Genomic DNA, 18,513 nt, shown 5'->3' with positions numbered 1-18,513 from the left:
ATGTTAGTAAACCCTAAATTATTTCCACGTTTGAGTAAGAAGGATTGATCTTAAAGCTGAAGTGCGCAACTGCTGTTGCTGCTGACCTTCAGCTTTAAGATTAATCATAGCCATCTGGCGACTGAAGATATCTGCGTGTACGCATAACTGGCGTAGCCGTAGCGGAGAGGAGCAGCCGACACATAAAAAGGAGTGTAACGGTTTTATGTGCCAGACGATTTTTATGTTTTCCGATTTATCAAAATATAAACTTCAACATAAATAATCGGCTAGGCTGCGACCAAGCGGCGTAGCCAATGAAGTAGCGGTTTTGCTTAATTTATTATTCAGCGATAGCGTTCTTTATTGTTTTTAAGCAAAAAGTAGCTACGAGTGAAAGAGGAACGTAATAAGGTCATATGTTTCTAGTGAAAACTGACGACCGAAGGTGAGGAAGTTATAACGATCTGGAACAATTGCTTTTTCTGCAATTGTAGAAGAAGAAAATATGGCTTATGAAGTGACGAAGGAACACCTTATAACAGCTTATTACAAAAGCCCTTTTGGGCTGATGTGATAATAACTAATTGGAGCATAGCGACTCACTTGGCTATTTATCTATGGAAACAAAAAGCCCGAACCTTTCGATTCGGGACTATATTTCTAATGAAGATTTTTAATATTCTAAAGGTTCTTTTCCTGCGTATCGTATTCGAATAATGTAAACAGTATCTTTTTCTACTTGGTAAGAGATTCTATAACTATGCTTTTCAAAAGCTCTGATAGTTCCTTTATTGTTCTTTCTAAGTTTATCTAATTTATAGATTTCTGGATGGGTTTTCAGTATCTCAACAGATTCTACAACTTCACCCATAACTCTTGTTGTGATTTCTATAGATTCTGATTGTTCCAGTAAATCTAAAAAAGCTTCATTCAATTCTACTGTAGCGTAGTTCGTCCAGATTATTTCCTTCCCCATTGTTGCATCATCGCTTTTACTTCCTCGTGAGAATGAACCCTGCCTGCTTCTATATCTGCAATAGATTCGTCTAATTCCTTATTGTACTGTTCGATACTTATACGTTCAGTAGTGGACACTTTTTTTCTATACTTGAGCATATTTTTGATAGCTTCAATAAAAGTAGGATCTTTTACATCTTTCAACTCCTTCAATATCCATTTGATGTCTGCCTGTAAATCCATAACATTCATGTTTATATTCATAACAAAGATAATTTATATATTAATATTATTAGTTTTTTGATTTCTATTCCACATATTTTTAATGTATTGGATGGAAGTTATTTATCATTTCCTGTAGGTTTTCCAGATCATCTTGTAAATATCTTTCTGTAGAACTAATGTATTTATGTCCTGCCATATATTGACTTTTTCTAAGATTGTATTGTTTTAACCAGTTAGTAATTACCGATGCTCTGATTTGTTTAGCACTTTCTACTTTTTGATTTACTTTCTTTAGTTTTTTGATAATCGTATGTGTCATTGTAAATCGTTCGCCAGATGGGAAGAGTTGATTCGTATCACTGTTTAATCGTACTAATAAATGAGGTCTAATGTCATTTAGATACGTCATAAAATCCATCATTTGCCAAGGCTTTAGTTCTAATTCTCTGGCATTACTTCGTTTTCTACTAGGAACATAGATTTTACCTTTATTAAGCTGTACATCTTCTACTTTTAATTTACTTAAATCTGCGGTATCTAATCCTTGATATACGAGTAGTCCAACAATGATTTTATTACGTTTTGCTGTGTAACTGTGATATATTTCCTGATAGTTTTCTGTATAATAACTGTAATATAAATCCTCTAGTTCTTCGGGTTCTAATAAGTTATAATGGATCGTTCGTTGTGTTCCTCGTACATTCGTATTTTCAATTGGATTATCTATTCGGTAGGCTTCACTGATCAGATAGGTAAAGTAGGTTTTTAGGCTAGCTAATCTGTGATTAATACTTCTTTTACTATTGCCTTTTCTGGTTAGATGCTTGATGTATTTTAAACAAGTTTTATAATCGATTTCTATAGGGGTTGTGGATTGTCGTTTGCACCATTTGGTAAAATAGAGTTGTTCTCTCTTTTTTGATGTAATCGTCTTTTGGGTATAGCCTTCTTCTTCCAAGTATTGTTGATACGTTTTTTGCTTATCGGTTTTCATTAGTAATAGTTTTTAAAAGATGTGTATAAATCTGTGTACTCTCTAAGCTGCTATGCCCTAAAAAATGTTTGATACTTTCTAGTGGCACTTCTTTTTGCAGTAAATGAGTAGCAATAGAGTGTCGTAGTGTATGTGGTGTGATATATTTTTCTATAATGATTTTGTTTTCTGTTGCTGCTACAATAGCTTGTAACCGATTCGCAAAGCTCATTCCTTGTAATCGTGTCCCGTGTTGATTGAGTAATAAAGCTTCTGTATTATTCTTGATATTAAAATCTGGTCTGCCATCATAGATATACTCTTCTAAAATGCTTAGATTGTATTTATTGATTGGTACAAAACGTTCTTTGTAATTCTTTCCCTTACGAACATAGATACGTTGCTTATCAAACAACACATCTTTTATATCTAAGTGTACTGCTTCATTTCTACGTAATCCACAACTATAGAAGATTGTTAAGAGTGCTTTATCTCGTATTCTAATGCATTGCCGTTTATTACTATAATTACAAGCTGCAAACAACTCTTTGATTTCGGATTGTGTCAGGATATTGATGCGTTCTTCTGTGGGTTGAGTCTCTGATTTTAAATGCACCCTCAAGGGTGTTTTGGCATTGTGTTGTATTAAATATTCTCTGAACTTCTTTAATGCTTGTTGGTGTTTATTGAGATAGGATTTACTGAGTGCGCCATCGATACGTTGGTTACTTCTTTCTTTTAAAACTTTATAATAATTAGTAACATCTTGTGCGGTAATATGATTAATATCTGTACGCTTTTGGCACTCTAACCAATAAAAGAACTCTCTAAGATGGTTTGGCAAGTTATACACTGTAGTTTCTGCATATCCTAATATATCTAACCATTCTTTATAATTGGATAATAGAACGCTATAGCTAGCGTTTTCTAACTTTAATTTTTTCATACGGTATGTGTTTTTTGGGAAGTGGTAGCGAGTTGATTATAACTCATTAACTATCTTGTTGTTAACCTCGCCATTTGAGGTGTGGCGACTTGGTGGCGAACTGGCGAGACTGAGACCATTCAAACAAGTATTTAATGCTGTATCTATTTGAGATTTGAGAGTGTCATATTCTAGGATATCGATGACCTCGAAGCAATAACTTTTAGTTTTAGCATTCTTCTTTCTTCTTATATAACCTTCTTCTTGTAATTGCTTGTTATATCTACGTAAAGTCGTTTCTTTTACTCGTAGATTTCTTCTAATTTCTGCATTTGTAAATGTGGTTTGATTATTCTTTTTTAGATAAGATTTAAGTCTTTCTAGATGATTACGTAATGCTCCTGTAATGGTATCACTTTTTCTAAGTAATACTTCTTTAATGATTTCATTAGCTTGTTGTATATCCTCAATGGTGGTTTCTATATATTCTTCACCTGTTTGCTCATCATATTTTTTCTCTCGTTGATATTGGCTGTAAAAGGTAACCGCTTCAATAAATTGTAGATAGTGTGAGTTTGTTCTTCTTGGTTTAAATACAGATTGAGGAAGACTAAGTCCCATTGCATAAGGGTTGATCACTTTTACAGGTTCGAGCATCCGTTGTACATCTCGTAAAAACCGAGCAGATATAAACTCATCATCCTTGTTTACTTTTCCTGCAGATAGTAAGCGTTGATACTGCATAATCTTTTGATCTTGCTCGTTACTTTCATCAATGTATAATAAAAAACTACGGTTACTATTATCTTCATAAACACTTTCTTGAGTAGTACAACCTGCAACACTTACAGGACCTTCTACGGTTAAGTGGATGGTTTTGGTTGTACCTTTTCTATCTTTATGTACGACAGTTTTTGTAATTCGTTTTTTAGATTGTAATTCTCTAAGAGGGTAGAGTACACTTTCTGCTCCGTCTAAATCTTCTATTAAAATCAGTTTGTTTTTTAGTTCGGTACGATTGAAGTAATAAAATGCATTAGCAGATAATACTGTGATTTCTATTTTATCTTCATCAGGTATGAGTTCTGCTACTTTAGATTGTAAATGTGTTTTTCCAACTCCGCTACTTCCTAGACTAATACAGTGTAATGGATTGGCTGTTTTACGACTTGTGAATATTAAATACATTAATAATCGGTTGACTTCTTCACCTATTACACCACTTTTACCGATTAACTCATTGGTCTTTTGTAATAAATCTTTAGATTTTAAAAACTTGATGGCTGCTTTTTGTTCTTTGCCTGATAATTCGGGTATAGGTTCTTCTTGCTGATTCTCTTTATTGATTTGATCAATACGATATTGCTCTAAGGCTCCAGTAAGATCTTGCAGTGTCTTTCTAGTAATGCTTGTGCCGATTTCTATACGTTCGGCAATAGTTCTAACAAATTTCTCAATCATCGTATCGTTATACAAGTCAATACTATGACGCAACACATTGTGTTGTTTTGGTTTTTTTATGCTTAATGTAACACGCATACGCTCTAGATTATTGAACTTAACACCTCCTAAAACATGGATTTCTAGGTCTTTTGTCTGATAGCTATAATTATTGACGTTGGTGGTATCTAACATAATCTAAAAATATTTTAATAGTACTTTTCAGTTTCAAAAGTAACTAATAGATTCTATATAAACAATATTAATTCGATTTGATAGATACTTTTAGGTTCTGTATATTTGCTAAATACTTGATTTAACTGTATTAATCAGCACTTATGAGTTTTGGAAAAAGATTAGCAGATGTTAGAAAAGATAAAGGTTTATCCCAAGAAGTAGTGGCTAAACATTTGGGAACTAAAGCTCCTGTGATTGGTCGTTATGAACGTGATGAGATGAAGCCTTCTATTGATACAGCCACAAAACTAGCTGATCTATTAGAAGTAAGTTTAGATTATTTGGTAGGTAAAACAGATATAGAACTTGACAACACTACATTACAACGTATTCTAGAAGTACAAAACTTACCTTTAGAAGTTAAAGAAAAACTATTCTATTTCATTGATATGTCTATCCGTGACTTTAAAGCTAAAAAAGCATACTCATAAACTTATATCATGAAAAACGGATTTTTTCTATTATTAATTATAACAGTCTTTTCTTGTAATAACACACAGAAAAAAGACGTAAAAATTGATGTCAAAAAATATAATTCTCTGATAGAAAAAGGGTCTTTAGCTATAAAAGATAATAAAATTGAGGAGGCAATTAATAACTTTCAAGAAGCAGTATCTATTGATCCTTCTAAGACAATAGGTTATTATCGTTTAGGCGTTATACAAGGTGTATTGTGTAATCGAGGTGATAATATTTATTGTCAAAAAGCTTTAGATAACTTTCAAAAAGTTCTTGATAAAGATTCTGATTATGAAAAAATAAGTTATAACATAGGAATAGTACACTTTAATCAACAAGAGTATAATAATGCATTGTTTTATTTTAATAAAGCAATAATTAAAGATTCTACTGATGTAGATTATTATATTAATAGAGGGTTTACAAAATTGAACTTAAAGGATACTTTAGCTTCGTGCCTTGACTTTAAAAAAGCTTATCAATTAGGGGACAACGAAGCTAAAACCTTATTTCTTCAATTTTGTAAAGATTAAATAATAAAAGCTAAAATAAATGTGGCTAGTATATAAATTATCGTCAAGCTAGTTTTTAACAACTTCTTCTTTTTGCTTTCTTTATCATATTTATCTTTTATTATAACATGCTTTTTGTTCTTGATAAAGAGAAAATAACCCGCCAATAAAATACACAGATAAAATGCAACAAATATTTCTTTCTGTTCAAAAAAATTATTTACAAAATCTACATTATAATATCGAAGAATATTAATAACTACAAATAGATTGAAACATAGAACCATAGCCAGAACTATATTGGCTATATGTTCTGGCTGCTCTTTCTTTGAAGGTGTTAGTAATGTAAACTTATAGAGTACATAATAAATATAATACATCTTTTAAAATTTAGGATTTCGTAATGTAGATCCTCCTCCCAATGCTTTTGGATGGTTTGTTTTTCCTCCGTTCTGTTGTATTTCCTGAGCCATTTGAGCACCTCGTTCATGGCCTCCCAATAAATCTCCTACCACATAATATGCACCAGAAGCAAACCAACCGAATGGACCTCCAAATAAACCTATTCCTGTATAAGTAGTATTCATACCAAACCTACCTCCGGACATTTGTCCTTCTTTATACGCTAAATAATCAAGCCCTACTGTCAAACCTCCTGCCATTCTTCCCGCAGTTCTAAAACCAACACTACTAAAATTTCTTAACCAAGGCAATCCTCCAGATTGGAAACCAGAAGGTCTCATTGCACCAACTTTACTCCATAATACTTCTGTCTCGGATAATATTGTACGACCCCAAACAGCAACTGTTCTTTCTGCAGACCATAAACTGTGAGAATAAGAAAGCCCAATAGCCAAACCTCCTGCAGTTTTTCCTATACCACTTATTTGAGATTTAATACTTCCTAAAGTAGTTATGATACCATCTCCTCCAACAACTTCTACGCCATCAGCTCCCATAACCAAAGTTCCTCCATCTGATAAAGCCGTTCCTGCTCCATTTCCACCACAACAATTATCGTTACTATTGCCAGATCCATTTGTGCTTTTACCTGCTTCTCCAGCTATATATTTAGGTATCATATGATCAAAAATGTCAGACTGTGAAGCATCAAAATCTTTTAAATTATTATTCCTATTATCAAAAGGAGATCTTCCTAAAGTATTTCTATCAAAATTATTAGTCTCACCCATTCCTCCAAGACCAACGGGCATCATTCCATCAGGATCAATAAAATATATTGGATTATCAAACGCATAATTATAAGGTGAGTGTCTACGCATTCCTTCTGCCATTGGATCAAGATTCATCCACCTGCCTAATGCAGGATCATAGTTACGCGCAGTAATATCTATCCACGCTAACCCAAGTTCATCTTGTTCTTCTTTTCCACCAAAACCGTAGTTATGTTCTGATACAATTAGATCATTGTATCCTTTATGTTGTAGTCCAAAGGGATAATAGCTTATGCGTTTTTTTTAAGCGCGCACCATTTTTTTAAACGGTTACCTTCTAAAGATGCTATTTTTTAAGAACGTTCTTTCTGTCGTGTATCTTTCTACATTGCTAAAATAGTAATTCTCCCTTTACCTTGATTACGGGTTTGTGTATTTGTACTAGCTAACTTCTAAAGCCAGCCGCATCACCAAAGTTATGTTTACATAATTGGGCATTATGGATACTCCCAAAGCTCGCTCCATAATACAACTATGTAAAATAACCGCGCACCGACTGCTATACTTAAAGATTTGAGCTTTAAGCGATGATTTTTTGAAGGAATATTATAATACCAGACCTATATTATCGCCTCGTAGACTTGATTTAGTGGATTCTGGATGGCTTCCGACTGATTACCGGAGGTTTTTTAGCTAGTTTGTGTGACGTTCATTCGCCACTTTGGCTAACACTTCCAAAGCGGAAGAGCCTCTGCGCTGCATCCTTGCGCTATTCCGCTTTGGAAGCGTTTTTACTTTTAAAGTAAGCTATACAAGCTTCTGCTACTTTTGTTATAGGGAGGACTTGTAATATTGAAGTCAAAAATTTACGTATTGTATTTATTTTTTTATCTGGCATCATCCATAACAAAACCACCAGAACCACAAAAAATATCATATACATTAGAGTCTTATCCATAGAGTGTTGTATTTGAGTACGATATTAGATAATTTTAGTTAATCTGTAGTGTAATAAACCTATGAGGTTTCCACCAGTCTTCAACAAAAAACTTGTTGACAACTAGGTAAAAATGTTAGTAAACCCTAAATTATTTCCACGTTTGAGTAAGAAGGATTGATCTTAAAGCTGAAGTGCGCAACTGCTGTTGCTGCTGACCTTCAGCTTTAAGATTAATCATAGCCATCTGGCGACTGAAGATATCTGCGTGTACGCATAACTGGCGTAGCCGTAGCGGAGAGGAGCAGCCGACACATAAAAAGGAGTGTAACGGTTTTATGTGCCAGACGATTTTTATGTTTTCCGATTTATCAAAATATAAACTTCAACATAAATAATCGGCTAGGCTGCGACCAAGCGGCGTAGCCAATGAAGTAGCGGTTTTGCTTAATTTATTATTCAGCGATAGCGTTCTTTATTGTTTTTAAGCAAAAAGTAGCTACGAGTGAAAGAGGAACGTAATAAGGTCATATGTTTCTAGTGAAAACTGACGACCGAAGGTGAGGAAGTTATAACGATCTGGAACAATTGCTTTTTCTGCAATTGTAGAAGAAGAAAATATGGCTTATGAAGTGACGAAGGAACACCTTATAACAGCTTATTACAAAAGCCCTTTTGGGCTGATGTGATAATAACTAATTGGAGCATAGCGACTCACTTGGCTATTTATCTATGGAAACAAAAAGCCCGAACCTTTCGATTCGGGACTATATTTCTAATGAAGATTTTTAATATTCTAAAGGTTCTTTTCCTGCGTATCGTATTCGAATAATGTAAACAGTATCTTTTTCTACTTGGTAAGAGATTCTATAACTATGCTTTTCAAAAGCTCTGATAGTTCCTTTATTGTTCTTTCTAAGTTTATCTAATTTATAGATTTCTGGATGGGTTTTCAGTATCTCAACAGATTCTACAACTTCACCCATAACTCTTGTTGTGATTTCTATAGATTCTGATTGTTCCAGTAAATCTAAAAAAGCTTCATTCAATTCTACTGTAGCGTAGTTCGTCCAGATTATTTCCTTCCCCATTGTTGCATCATCGCTTTTACTTCCTCGTGAGAATGAACCCTGCCTGCTTCTATATCTGCAATAGATTCGTCTAATTCCTTATTGTACTGTTCGATACTTATACGTTCAGTAGTGGACACTTTTTTTCTATACTTGAGCATATTTTTGATAGCTTCAATAAAAGTAGGATCTTTTACATCTTTCAACTCCTTCAATATCCATTTGATGTCTGCCTGTAAATCCATAACATTCATGTTTATATTCATAACAAAGATAATTTATATATTAATATTATTAGTTTTTTGATTTCTATTCCACATATTTTTAATGTATTGGATGGAAGTTATTTATCATTTCCTGTAGGTTTTCCAGATCATCTTGTAAATATCTTTCTGTAGAACTAATGTATTTATGTCCTGCCATATATTGACTTTTTCTAAGATTGTATTGTTTTAACCAGTTAGTAATTACCGATGCTCTGATTTGTTTAGCACTTTCTACTTTTTGATTTACTTTCTTTAGTTTTTTGATAATCGTATGTGTCATTGTAAATCGTTCGCCAGATGGGAAGAGTTGATTCGTATCACTGTTTAATCGTACTAATAAATGAGGTCTAATGTCATTTAGATACGTCATAAAATCCATCATTTGCCAAGGCTTTAGTTCTAATTCTCTGGCATTACTTCGTTTTCTACTAGGAACATAGATTTTACCTTTATTAAGCTGTACATCTTCTACTTTTAATTTACTTAAATCTGCGGTATCTAATCCTTGATATACGAGTAGTCCAACAATGATTTTATTACGTTTTGCTGTGTAACTGTGATATATTTCCTGATAGTTTTCTGTATAATAACTGTAATATAAATCCTCTAGTTCTTCGGGTTCTAATAAGTTATAATGGATCGTTCGTTGTGTTCCTCGTACATTCGTATTTTCAATTGGATTATCTATTCGGTAGGCTTCACTGATCAGATAGGTAAAGTAGGTTTTTAGGCTAGCTAATCTGTGATTAATACTTCTTTTACTATTGCCTTTTCTGGTTAGATGCTTGATGTATTTTAAACAAGTTTTATAATCGATTTCTATAGGGGTTGTGGATTGTCGTTTGCACCATTTGGTAAAATAGAGTTGTTCTCTCTTTTTTGATGTAATCGTCTTTTGGGTATAGCCTTCTTCTTCCAAGTATTGTTGATACGTTTTTTGCTTATCGGTTTTCATTAGTAATAGTTTTTAAAAGATGTGTATAAATCTGTGTACTCTCTAAGCTGCTATGCCCTAAAAAATGTTTGATACTTTCTAGTGGCACTTCTTTTTGCAGTAAATGAGTAGCAATAGAGTGTCGTAGTGTATGTGGTGTGATATATTTTTCTATAATGATTTTGTTTTCTGTTGCTGCTACAATAGCTTGTAACCGATTCGCAAAGCTCATTCCTTGTAATCGTGTCCCGTGTTGATTGAGTAATAAAGCTTCTGTATTATTCTTGATATTAAAATCTGGTCTGCCATCATAGATATACTCTTCTAAAATGCTTAGATTGTATTTATTGATTGGTACAAAACGTTCTTTGTAATTCTTTCCCTTACGAACATAGATACGTTGCTTATCAAACAACACATCTTTTATATCTAAGTGTACTGCTTCATTTCTACGTAATCCACAACTATAGAAGATTGTTAAGAGTGCTTTATCTCGTATTCTAATGCATTGCCGTTTATTACTATAATTACAAGCTGCAAACAACTCTTTGATTTCGGATTGTGTCAGGATATTGATGCGTTCTTCTGTGGGTTGAGTCTCTGATTTTAAATGCACCCTCAAGGGTGTTTTGGCATTGTGTTGTATTAAATATTCTCTGAACTTCTTTAATGCTTGTTGGTGTTTATTGAGATAGGATTTACTGAGTGCGCCATCGATACGTTGGTTACTTCTTTCTTTTAAAACTTTATAATAATTAGTAACATCTTGTGCGGTAATATGATTAATATCTGTACGCTTTTGGCACTCTAACCAATAAAAGAACTCTCTAAGATGGTTTGGCAAGTTATACACTGTAGTTTCTGCATATCCTAATATATCTAACCATTCTTTATAATTGGATAATAGAACGCTATAGCTAGCGTTTTCTAACTTTAATTTTTTCATACGGTATGTGTTTTTTGGGAAGTGGTAGCGAGTTGATTATAACTCATTAACTATCTTGTTGTTAACCTCGCCATTTGAGGTGTGGCGACTTGGTGGCGAACTGGCGAGACTGAGACCATTCAAACAAGTATTTAATGCTGTATCTATTTGAGATTTGAGAGTGTCATATTCTAGGATATCGATGACCTCGAAGCAATAACTTTTAGTTTTAGCATTCTTCTTTCTTCTTATATAACCTTCTTCTTGTAATTGCTTGTTATATCTACGTAAAGTCGTTTCTTTTACTCGTAGATTTCTTCTAATTTCTGCATTTGTAAATGTGGTTTGATTATTCTTTTTTAGATAAGATTTAAGTCTTTCTAGATGATTACGTAATGCTCCTGTAATGGTATCACTTTTTCTAAGTAATACTTCTTTAATGATTTCATTAGCTTGTTGTATATCCTCAATGGTGGTTTCTATATATTCTTCACCTGTTTGCTCATCATATTTTTTCTCTCGTTGATATTGGCTGTAAAAGGTAACCGCTTCAATAAATTGTAGATAGTGTGAGTTTGTTCTTCTTGGTTTAAATACAGATTGAGGAAGACTAAGTCCCATTGCATAAGGGTTGATCACTTTTACAGGTTCGAGCATCCGTTGTACATCTCGTAAAAACCGAGCAGATATAAACTCATCATCCTTGTTTACTTTTCCTGCAGATAGTAAGCGTTGATACTGCATAATCTTTTGATCTTGCTCGTTACTTTCATCAATGTATAATAAAAAACTACGGTTACTATTATCTTCATAAACACTTTCTTGAGTAGTACAACCTGCAACACTTACAGGACCTTCTACGGTTAAGTGGATGGTTTTGGTTGTACCTTTTCTATCTTTATGTACGACAGTTTTTGTAATTCGTTTTTTAGATTGTAATTCTCTAAGAGGGTAGAGTACACTTTCTGCTCCGTCTAAATCTTCTATTAAAATCAGTTTGTTTTTTAGTTCGGTACGATTGAAGTAATAAAATGCATTAGCAGATAATACTGTGATTTCTATTTTATCTTCATCAGGTATGAGTTCTGCTACTTTAGATTGTAAATGTGTTTTTCCAACTCCGCTACTTCCTAGACTAATACAGTGTAATGGATTGGCTGTTTTACGACTTGTGAATATTAAATACATTAATAATCGGTTGACTTCTTCACCTATTACACCACTTTTACCGATTAACTCATTGGTCTTTTGTAATAAATCTTTAGATTTTAAAAACTTGATGGCTGCTTTTTGTTCTTTGCCTGATAATTCGGGTATAGGTTCTTCTTGCTGATTCTCTTTATTGATTTGATCAATACGATATTGCTCTAAGGCTCCAGTAAGATCTTGCAGTGTCTTTCTAGTAATGCTTGTGCCGATTTCTATACGTTCGGCAATAGTTCTAACAAATTTCTCAATCATCGTATCGTTATACAAGTCAATACTATGACGCAACACATTGTGTTGTTTTGGTTTTTTTATGCTTAATGTAACACGCATACGCTCTAGATTATTGAACTTAACACCTCCTAAAACATGGATTTCTAGGTCTTTTGTCTGATAGCTATAATTATTGACGTTGGTGGTATCTAACATAATCTAAAAATATTTTAATAGTACTTTTCAGTTTCAAAAGTAACTAATAGATTCTATATAAACAATATTAATTCGATTTGATAGATACTTTTAGGTTCTGTATATTTGCTAAATACTTGATTTAACTGTATTAATCAGCACTTATGAGTTTTGGAAAAAGATTAGCAGATGTTAGAAAAGATAAAGGTTTATCCCAAGAAGTAGTGGCTAAACATTTGGGAACTAAAGCTCCTGTGATTGGTCGTTATGAACGTGATGAGATGAAGCCTTCTATTGATACAGCCACAAAACTAGCTGATCTATTAGAAGTAAGTTTAGATTATTTGGTAGGTAAAACAGATATAGAACTTGACAACACTACATTACAACGTATTCTAGAAGTACAAAACTTACCTTTAGAAGTTAAAGAAAAACTATTCTATTTCATTGATATGTCTATCCGTGACTTTAAAGCTAAAAAAGCATACTCATAAACTTATATCATGAAAAACGGATTTTTTCTATTATTAATTATAACAGTCTTTTCTTGTAATAACACACAGAAAAAAGACGTAAAAATTGATGTCAAAAAATATAATTCTCTGATAGAAAAAGGGTCTTTAGCTATAAAAGATAATAAAATTGAGGAGGCAATTAATAACTTTCAAGAAGCAGTATCTATTGATCCTTCTAAGACAATAGGTTATTATCGTTTAGGCGTTATACAAGGTGTATTGTGTAATCGAGGTGATAATATTTATTGTCAAAAAGCTTTAGATAACTTTCAAAAAGTTCTTGATAAAGATTCTGATTATGAAAAAATAAGTTATAACATAGGAATAGTACACTTTAATCAACAAGAGTATAATAATGCATTGTTTTATTTTAATAAAGCAATAATTAAAGATTCTACTGATGTAGATTATTATATTAATAGAGGGTTTACAAAATTGAACTTAAAGGATACTTTAGCTTCGTGCCTTGACTTTAAAAAAGCTTATCAATTAGGGGACAACGAAGCTAAAACCTTATTTCTTCAATTTTGTAAAGATTAAATAATAAAAGCTAAAATAAATGTGGCTAGTATATAAATTATCGTCAAGCTAGTTTTTAACAACTTCTTCTTTTTGCTTTCTTTATCATATTTATCTTTTATTATAACATGCTTTTTGTTCTTGATAAAGAGAAAATAACCCGCCAATAAAATACACAGATAAAATGCAACAAATATTTCTTTCTGTTCAAAAAAATTATTTACAAAATCTACATTATAATATCGAAGAATATTAATAACTACAAATAGATTGAAACATAGAACCATAGCCAGAACTATATTGGCTATATGTTCTGGCTGCTCTTTCTTTGAAGGTGTTAGTAATGTAAACTTATAGAGTACATAATAAATATAATACATCTTTTAAAATTTAGGATTTCGTAATGTAGATCCTCCTCCCAATGCTTTTGGATGGTTTGTTTTTCCTCCGTTCTGTTGTATTTCCTGAGCCATTTGAGCACCTCGTTCATGGCCTCCCAATAAATCTCCTACCACATAATATGCACCAGAAGCAAACCAACCGAATGGACCTCCAAATAAACCTATTCCTGTATAAGTAGTATTCATACCAAACCTACCTCCGGACATTTGTCCTTCTTTATACGCTAAATAATCAAGCCCTACTGTCAAACCTCCTGCCATTCTTCCCGCAGTTCTAAAACCAACACTACTAAAATTTCTTAACCAAGGCAATCCTCCAGATTGGAAACCAGAAGGTCTCATTGCACCAACTTTACTCCATAATACTTCTGTCTCGGATAATATTGTACGACCCCAAACAGCAACTGTTCTTTCTGCAGACCATAAACTGTGAGAATAAGAAAGCCCAATAGCCAAACCTCCTGCAGTTTTTCCTATACCACTTATTTGAGATTTAATACTTCCTAAAGTAGTTATGATACCATCTCCTCCAACAACTTCTACGCCATCAGCTCCCATAACCAAAGTTCCTCCATCTGATAAAGCCGTTCCTGCTCCATTTCCACCACAACAATTATCGTTACTATTGCCAGATCCATTTGTGCTTTTACCTGCTTCTCCAGCTATATATTTAGGTATCATATGATCAAAAATGTCAGACTGTGAAGCATCAAAATCTTTTAAATTATTATTCCTATTATCAAAAGGAGATCTTCCTAAAGTATTTCTATCAAAATTATTAGTCTCACCCATTCCTCCAAGACCAACGGGCATCATTCCATCAGGATCAATAAAATATATTGGATTATCAAACGCATAATTATAAGGTGAGTGTCTACGCATTCCTTCTGCCATTGGATCAAGATTCATCCACCTGCCTAATGCAGGATCATAGTTACGCGCAGTAATATCTATCCACGCTAACCCAAGTTCATCTTGTTCTTCTTTTCCACCAAAACCGTAGTTATGTTCTGATACAATTAGATCATTGTATCCTTTATGTTGTAGTCCAAAGGGATAATAATTCTTCTCTTGCAAGATTTCGTGAGCATAATCATTATCTCCGTCTGCATCAGCATCATTTCTCAGCACATCAATTTTCCCATCTTTATCGTTATCAGAAAATGAGAGTCTGATGTTACCAAGATGATCTTTATATTGGTATACGTAATCAAATTCACCCTCTCCATTAGGTTCTATGTATCCTTCTGCATGGTTAAAGAACTTAAGTTGTCCGTTTTCATACACATGGTTACCAGCGTATTCTACTATTAAAGAACTTCCTCCAGAGACAACTTTCTTTTGTTTCGCTCCAGTGGCATCGTAAATATAAGTAATATTTCCTGTTCCTTCACTATTAGAAATCGCAACAGTATTAGGTAAGTTTAAATGATTATAACTAATACTAGATATTCCCTTATTATGATCCACAGTCATATTACCGTTAACATCATATTGATAATCATCTCCTGCAACTGTGGCATTCTTGGTAAACCCAAAAGGCATTGTTACCTCATCGGTAACTTTTAGTAATCTGTTCCCTGCATCATATTCGTAGGCAAGATGATCCATCATGCCAAAATCACCAGATCTATTTCGATCAGGATTGGTAACAATGGCACCGGTTCTTTGTAAGGTTTCGATGTTTCCGTTTTTGTCATAGGATACATTACTTAAGTTATACCTACCATCACTGCTCGTTCCTGCAAGAATTCTATTCAATGCATCATACTGATATCCATAAGCTCGTTTGGTATTATCATTAGCAGTTTTCCAACTGGTTTCGCTAATATTACCATTATACAATGCAATTGCTCCTAAGTTTTCTGTAGTGGTGTTGTAATTAATCGTAAAACCAAATAAATCTCCATTATCTGTGGTACCCTCATTAATTTCTTTTAACCAACCTCTAACATTATAGGTATAATCTACTTTCTGTAGTCCATCTTCGACTCCGCTCTGGGATCCTTGGGCACTGATAGACGCAGAAGTACCTCCAACTGCTTTAGACTCCAATTGCCCTAATGCATCATAGGTATTGGATACAATTCGCTCTTCTGCTTGATTGTTAATCGTTTGATTTTGATCTAACAATCTCCCCATATGATCATAGGTAAAGGTATCAATGGTTACTATCGCAGCATTGCTTCCTTTGGTATGGGTTGTTTTTACAGTCTCTGGCTTACCAGTAAAATCTAACAAACTTTCAGCAATATCAGTAGTATTTAAAAAATCATTCTTAATAGAGGTATATATTACCTGTCCTTTGTCATCATACCCTATTTGGGTGGTTATCCAAGCATTTTCAACTCCTAATACTTTTACCTTTGAAGTAGCTAACAATCCTTTTATATTATTACTAATAGGTACCTGATAAGAAGATGAAGGTACTTCGATATCATTTGACCAAATAACATGTTCATCATAATAATTAATCGTATATACATCATAATATGGAACATTGGTGGGATATGCATTCTTAGAATAATTAAAAAGGCCTCCACTACTGACTCTATTTTCAAACTGTTCTGCATTCGCATTTACTGATTCTTGCACAGCTTCTCTATCCCTGTCATCTTTAAAAAGTCCGGTTAGAATAACACGTCCCAAAGCATCATATTTGGTAAACAACCATTCTTTTGAGGATTTTGCTTTTTGGTTGGCATCTTGAGTTAGCACAGGTTGGTCCAATTTGTTATATACGATATACTCCCATCCTTTTCCCGGTATTTTCTTTTCGATCAATCGGTTTCTGTAATCATATGTATATTGGTAGCACAGTTCGGCAAGTTCTTCTGTAGATACTCCATCTGTAGCACTTAATGTTACTTTTGGAGGAATCACATAGGTAAGATTCCCAAAATCATCATATACATAATAGGTATCATGAGCTACACCTGCATTGTACGTTCTTTTTAGAATGACTCTGCCAGATTTATCAGTGAATTCCTGTGTAATGTGATTATCACCATCACCTGTGGCCCAATTCTCATCTTTGGTGATGTTTACAAAGAGTTCATTATCTGGATAATCTCCCACTTTTACCAAGCTAGGCGCTTCGGTATTGCCGTCTGTAAAGTTTACTCTAAAATAGACCACATCATCCGCGACATTATTGGCCCTTCTATCTAATTTTATGGTATGATCATCTCCTGTAGTTTTTGCAATCCAGTCTAATCCTGGTGCAGCCTGTTTTAAAGGTCTACTTAATGGAGATTTCTCAAAAATAGTCTCTGAATAGGCATTGACATCAGCTTCTGCCATTCCGATAAAATCATTAGGATATTTTGTTTTATAATAACTATTAATATCTGTAATAACATCAACGGTATTATAACTTCCTATAACTTCATTTTGTCTCTCGAAAGGCAAATACTGTTTTGCTTGTCTTCCATAAGTATCATATTCCATATAAGTTACAATATCCTTTTTATCTGGAGATCCTTTAATTCCTATTTGTTGTGTAGCACGACCTAATCCATCAAAGTAGGTAATGCTTTCGATCACATCGCTATTATTGCTAACTTCAGAAAAACTGGTCTTCTCCTTTTGATACACTCGTGTAAATACATAATTCTCGTCAGTGCTTAATAATGGATTTACATAAGGATCTCCAGAAATCGTTGCAGAAAATACAGTACCCGGTTGTATCCATGTGGTTGGTTTAATGATAATTTTTTGACCTGCGCTTACATTAAGTAATGCCGGATCACTAGATGCATTAATGGTTTCGTTTTCTATGATTACTGTATCTGCTGTTTGGGCAGTTACCACTACGCTTACTAAAACTAGCAAGACTGTAGCAATTTGTGTTACAATATTTTTCATCTGTTACTAGTTTTTGTAGTTATACTCGTTTTCTGACATCAAATTACCATCCTGGTCTTTTACCGTTGATAATCGATTAAAACCATCATATTCGTAATACATCGTATACCCTCTGGGATCTGTTATACTAGTCACACCAATCTGTGGATTATAGGTATAACTCGTTATTTCTGCATTGGCAAAGAATGTGTGAGATCTTAAGTCCTTGAACTTAGATCGCATAGCAATCTCTTCAGAAGCAGTATCCTCTGCATTAGAGATTGTTTTGATCTGATCAATCAAATCGGTCACTGCTGCAGGCATCCCTGTATAAGTAGCGTTGGCAATTTTGGCAATCGGATATCTATCGTTGTATCCCCAAATAAATATAACTGGACTTCCTAAGGTCTGTACAACTTCTAATGGATGTCCTAGATTATCATAATCTATATATCGCATACGCTCTTCCAGCGTTGCATTTCCTTTGCTGGTATACACAAATTCTGGAGATACGTGCTTTTCGGTACCCCATAATTTATAATCTGTTCTTTGTTTAGCCAGTAGGATGTTTTCAGTACCTTGTTTGGTATACTGCTCTACT

The 18,513-nt window shown here is 33.6% G+C and carries 18 protein-coding genes; 4 read left to right on the top strand and 14 right to left on the bottom strand.

The window, feature by feature from the left end; genetic code table 11:
- Positions 1–655: 655 nt before the first annotated feature.
- Genes Q0910_RS28015 through Q0910_RS27995 form a run of 5 tightly spaced genes read right to left on the bottom strand, consistent with a single transcriptional unit; the run spans position 656 to position 4,697 of the window.
- Positions 656–958 carry a type II toxin-antitoxin system RelE/ParE family toxin gene (locus Q0910_RS28015; RefSeq protein ID WP_299223983.1) on the bottom strand — a complete coding sequence of 101 codons (303 nt, stop codon included), beginning with the start codon at positions 956–958 and terminating at the stop codon, positions 656–658.
- Positions 943–1,203, bottom strand: coding sequence for a hypothetical protein (locus tag Q0910_RS28010; protein WP_299223981.1), 261 nt, complete (start codon positions 1,201–1,203; stop codon positions 943–945). Before Q0910_RS28010 ends, Q0910_RS28015 begins: the two co-directional genes overlap by 16 nt.
- 58 nt (positions 1,204–1,261) lie before the next feature.
- On the bottom strand, positions 1,262–2,158 hold the full coding sequence (locus Q0910_RS28005; protein WP_299223978.1) for a tyrosine-type recombinase/integrase: 897 nt from the start codon (positions 2,156–2,158) through the stop codon (positions 1,262–1,264).
- Entirely contained in the window at positions 2,145–3,083 is a 939-nt protein-coding gene (locus Q0910_RS28000; protein ID WP_299223975.1) for a tyrosine-type recombinase/integrase, read from the bottom strand. The genes Q0910_RS28005 and Q0910_RS28000 overlap by 14 nt, the downstream gene beginning before the upstream one ends.
- Before the next feature lie 36 nt (positions 3,084–3,119).
- Positions 3,120–4,697, bottom strand: a complete 1,578-nt coding sequence (locus tag Q0910_RS27995; RefSeq protein WP_299223973.1) for a hypothetical protein — start codon at positions 4,695–4,697, stop codon at positions 3,120–3,122.
- Positions 4,698–4,840: 143 nt separating this feature from the next.
- Between Q0910_RS27995 and Q0910_RS27990 the strand changes: the two genes are divergently transcribed.
- Both Q0910_RS27990 and Q0910_RS27985 read left to right on the top strand, forming a co-directional pair.
- Positions 4,841–5,170, top strand: a complete 330-nt coding sequence (locus Q0910_RS27990; protein WP_299223970.1) for a helix-turn-helix transcriptional regulator — start codon at positions 4,841–4,843, stop codon at positions 5,168–5,170.
- Positions 5,171–5,179: 9 nt separating this feature from the next.
- Positions 5,180–5,731: a tetratricopeptide repeat protein gene (locus Q0910_RS27985; RefSeq protein WP_299223967.1), complete on the top strand. Its 552-nt coding sequence runs from the start codon at positions 5,180–5,182 to the stop codon at positions 5,729–5,731.
- Between the two features lie 362 nt (positions 5,732–6,093).
- On the opposite strand, the gene Q0910_RS27980 is transcribed toward Q0910_RS27985, so the two are convergent.
- From Q0910_RS27980 to Q0910_RS27950, 7 genes are all read right to left on the bottom strand, one after another.
- Positions 6,094–7,179: an RHS repeat-associated core domain-containing protein gene (locus Q0910_RS27980; RefSeq protein ID WP_299224027.1), complete on the bottom strand. Its 1,086-nt coding sequence runs from the start codon at positions 7,177–7,179 to the stop codon at positions 6,094–6,096.
- A 475-nt stretch (positions 7,180–7,654) separates the two neighbouring features.
- Entirely contained in the window at positions 7,655–7,843 is a 189-nt protein-coding gene (locus Q0910_RS27975; RefSeq protein WP_299223985.1) for a hypothetical protein, read from the bottom strand.
- Positions 7,844–8,610: 767 nt separating this feature from the next.
- Positions 8,611–8,913, bottom strand: a complete 303-nt coding sequence (locus tag Q0910_RS27970) for a type II toxin-antitoxin system RelE/ParE family toxin (protein WP_299223983.1) — start codon at positions 8,911–8,913, stop codon at positions 8,611–8,613.
- A complete protein-coding gene (locus Q0910_RS27965; RefSeq protein ID WP_299223981.1) occupies positions 8,898–9,158 on the bottom strand; it encodes a hypothetical protein in 261 nt (86 codons plus the stop codon). The genes Q0910_RS27970 and Q0910_RS27965 overlap by 16 nt, the downstream gene beginning before the upstream one ends.
- A gap of 58 nt (positions 9,159–9,216) precedes the next feature.
- Positions 9,217–10,113 carry a tyrosine-type recombinase/integrase gene (locus tag Q0910_RS27960; protein ID WP_299223978.1) on the bottom strand — a complete coding sequence of 299 codons (897 nt, stop codon included), beginning with the start codon at positions 10,111–10,113 and terminating at the stop codon, positions 9,217–9,219.
- Positions 10,100–11,038, bottom strand: coding sequence for a tyrosine-type recombinase/integrase (locus tag Q0910_RS27955; RefSeq protein WP_299223975.1), 939 nt, complete (start codon positions 11,036–11,038; stop codon positions 10,100–10,102). The genes Q0910_RS27960 and Q0910_RS27955 overlap by 14 nt, the downstream gene beginning before the upstream one ends.
- 36 nt (positions 11,039–11,074) lie before the next feature.
- A complete protein-coding gene (locus Q0910_RS27950) occupies positions 11,075–12,652 on the bottom strand; it encodes a hypothetical protein (protein ID WP_299223973.1) in 1,578 nt (525 codons plus the stop codon).
- Positions 12,653–12,795: 143 nt separating this feature from the next.
- On the opposite strand from Q0910_RS27950, the gene Q0910_RS27945 reads away from it, so the two are divergent.
- A complete protein-coding gene (locus Q0910_RS27945) occupies positions 12,796–13,125 on the top strand; it encodes a helix-turn-helix transcriptional regulator (protein WP_299223970.1) in 330 nt (109 codons plus the stop codon).
- Positions 13,126–13,134: 9 nt separating this feature from the next.
- The gene (locus Q0910_RS27940; RefSeq protein ID WP_299223967.1) at positions 13,135–13,686 is read left to right on the top strand and encodes a tetratricopeptide repeat protein; all 552 of its coding nucleotides are present in this window, start codon (positions 13,135–13,137) and stop codon (positions 13,684–13,686) included.
- 362 nt (positions 13,687–14,048) lie between these two features.
- On the opposite strand, the gene Q0910_RS27935 is transcribed toward Q0910_RS27940, so the two are convergent.
- Together Q0910_RS27935 and Q0910_RS27930 are read right to left on the bottom strand one after the other, a co-directional pair.
- Entirely contained in the window at positions 14,049–17,933 is a 3,885-nt protein-coding gene (locus tag Q0910_RS27935) for a DUF6443 domain-containing protein (protein WP_299223964.1), read from the bottom strand.
- 6 nt (positions 17,934–17,939) lie between these two features.
- On the bottom strand, positions 17,940–18,513 hold a 574-nt coding region (locus Q0910_RS27930; protein ID WP_299223961.1), incomplete at its 5' end, for an RHS repeat domain-containing protein.

Origin of the sequence: uncultured Aquimarina sp., from assembly GCF_947495315.1 — a bacterium.
GTDB lineage: Bacteria > Bacteroidota > Bacteroidia > Flavobacteriales > Flavobacteriaceae > Aquimarina.
Note: the sequence above shows the minus strand (reverse complement) of the source record. Positions and strands in the feature narration are given on the sequence as shown.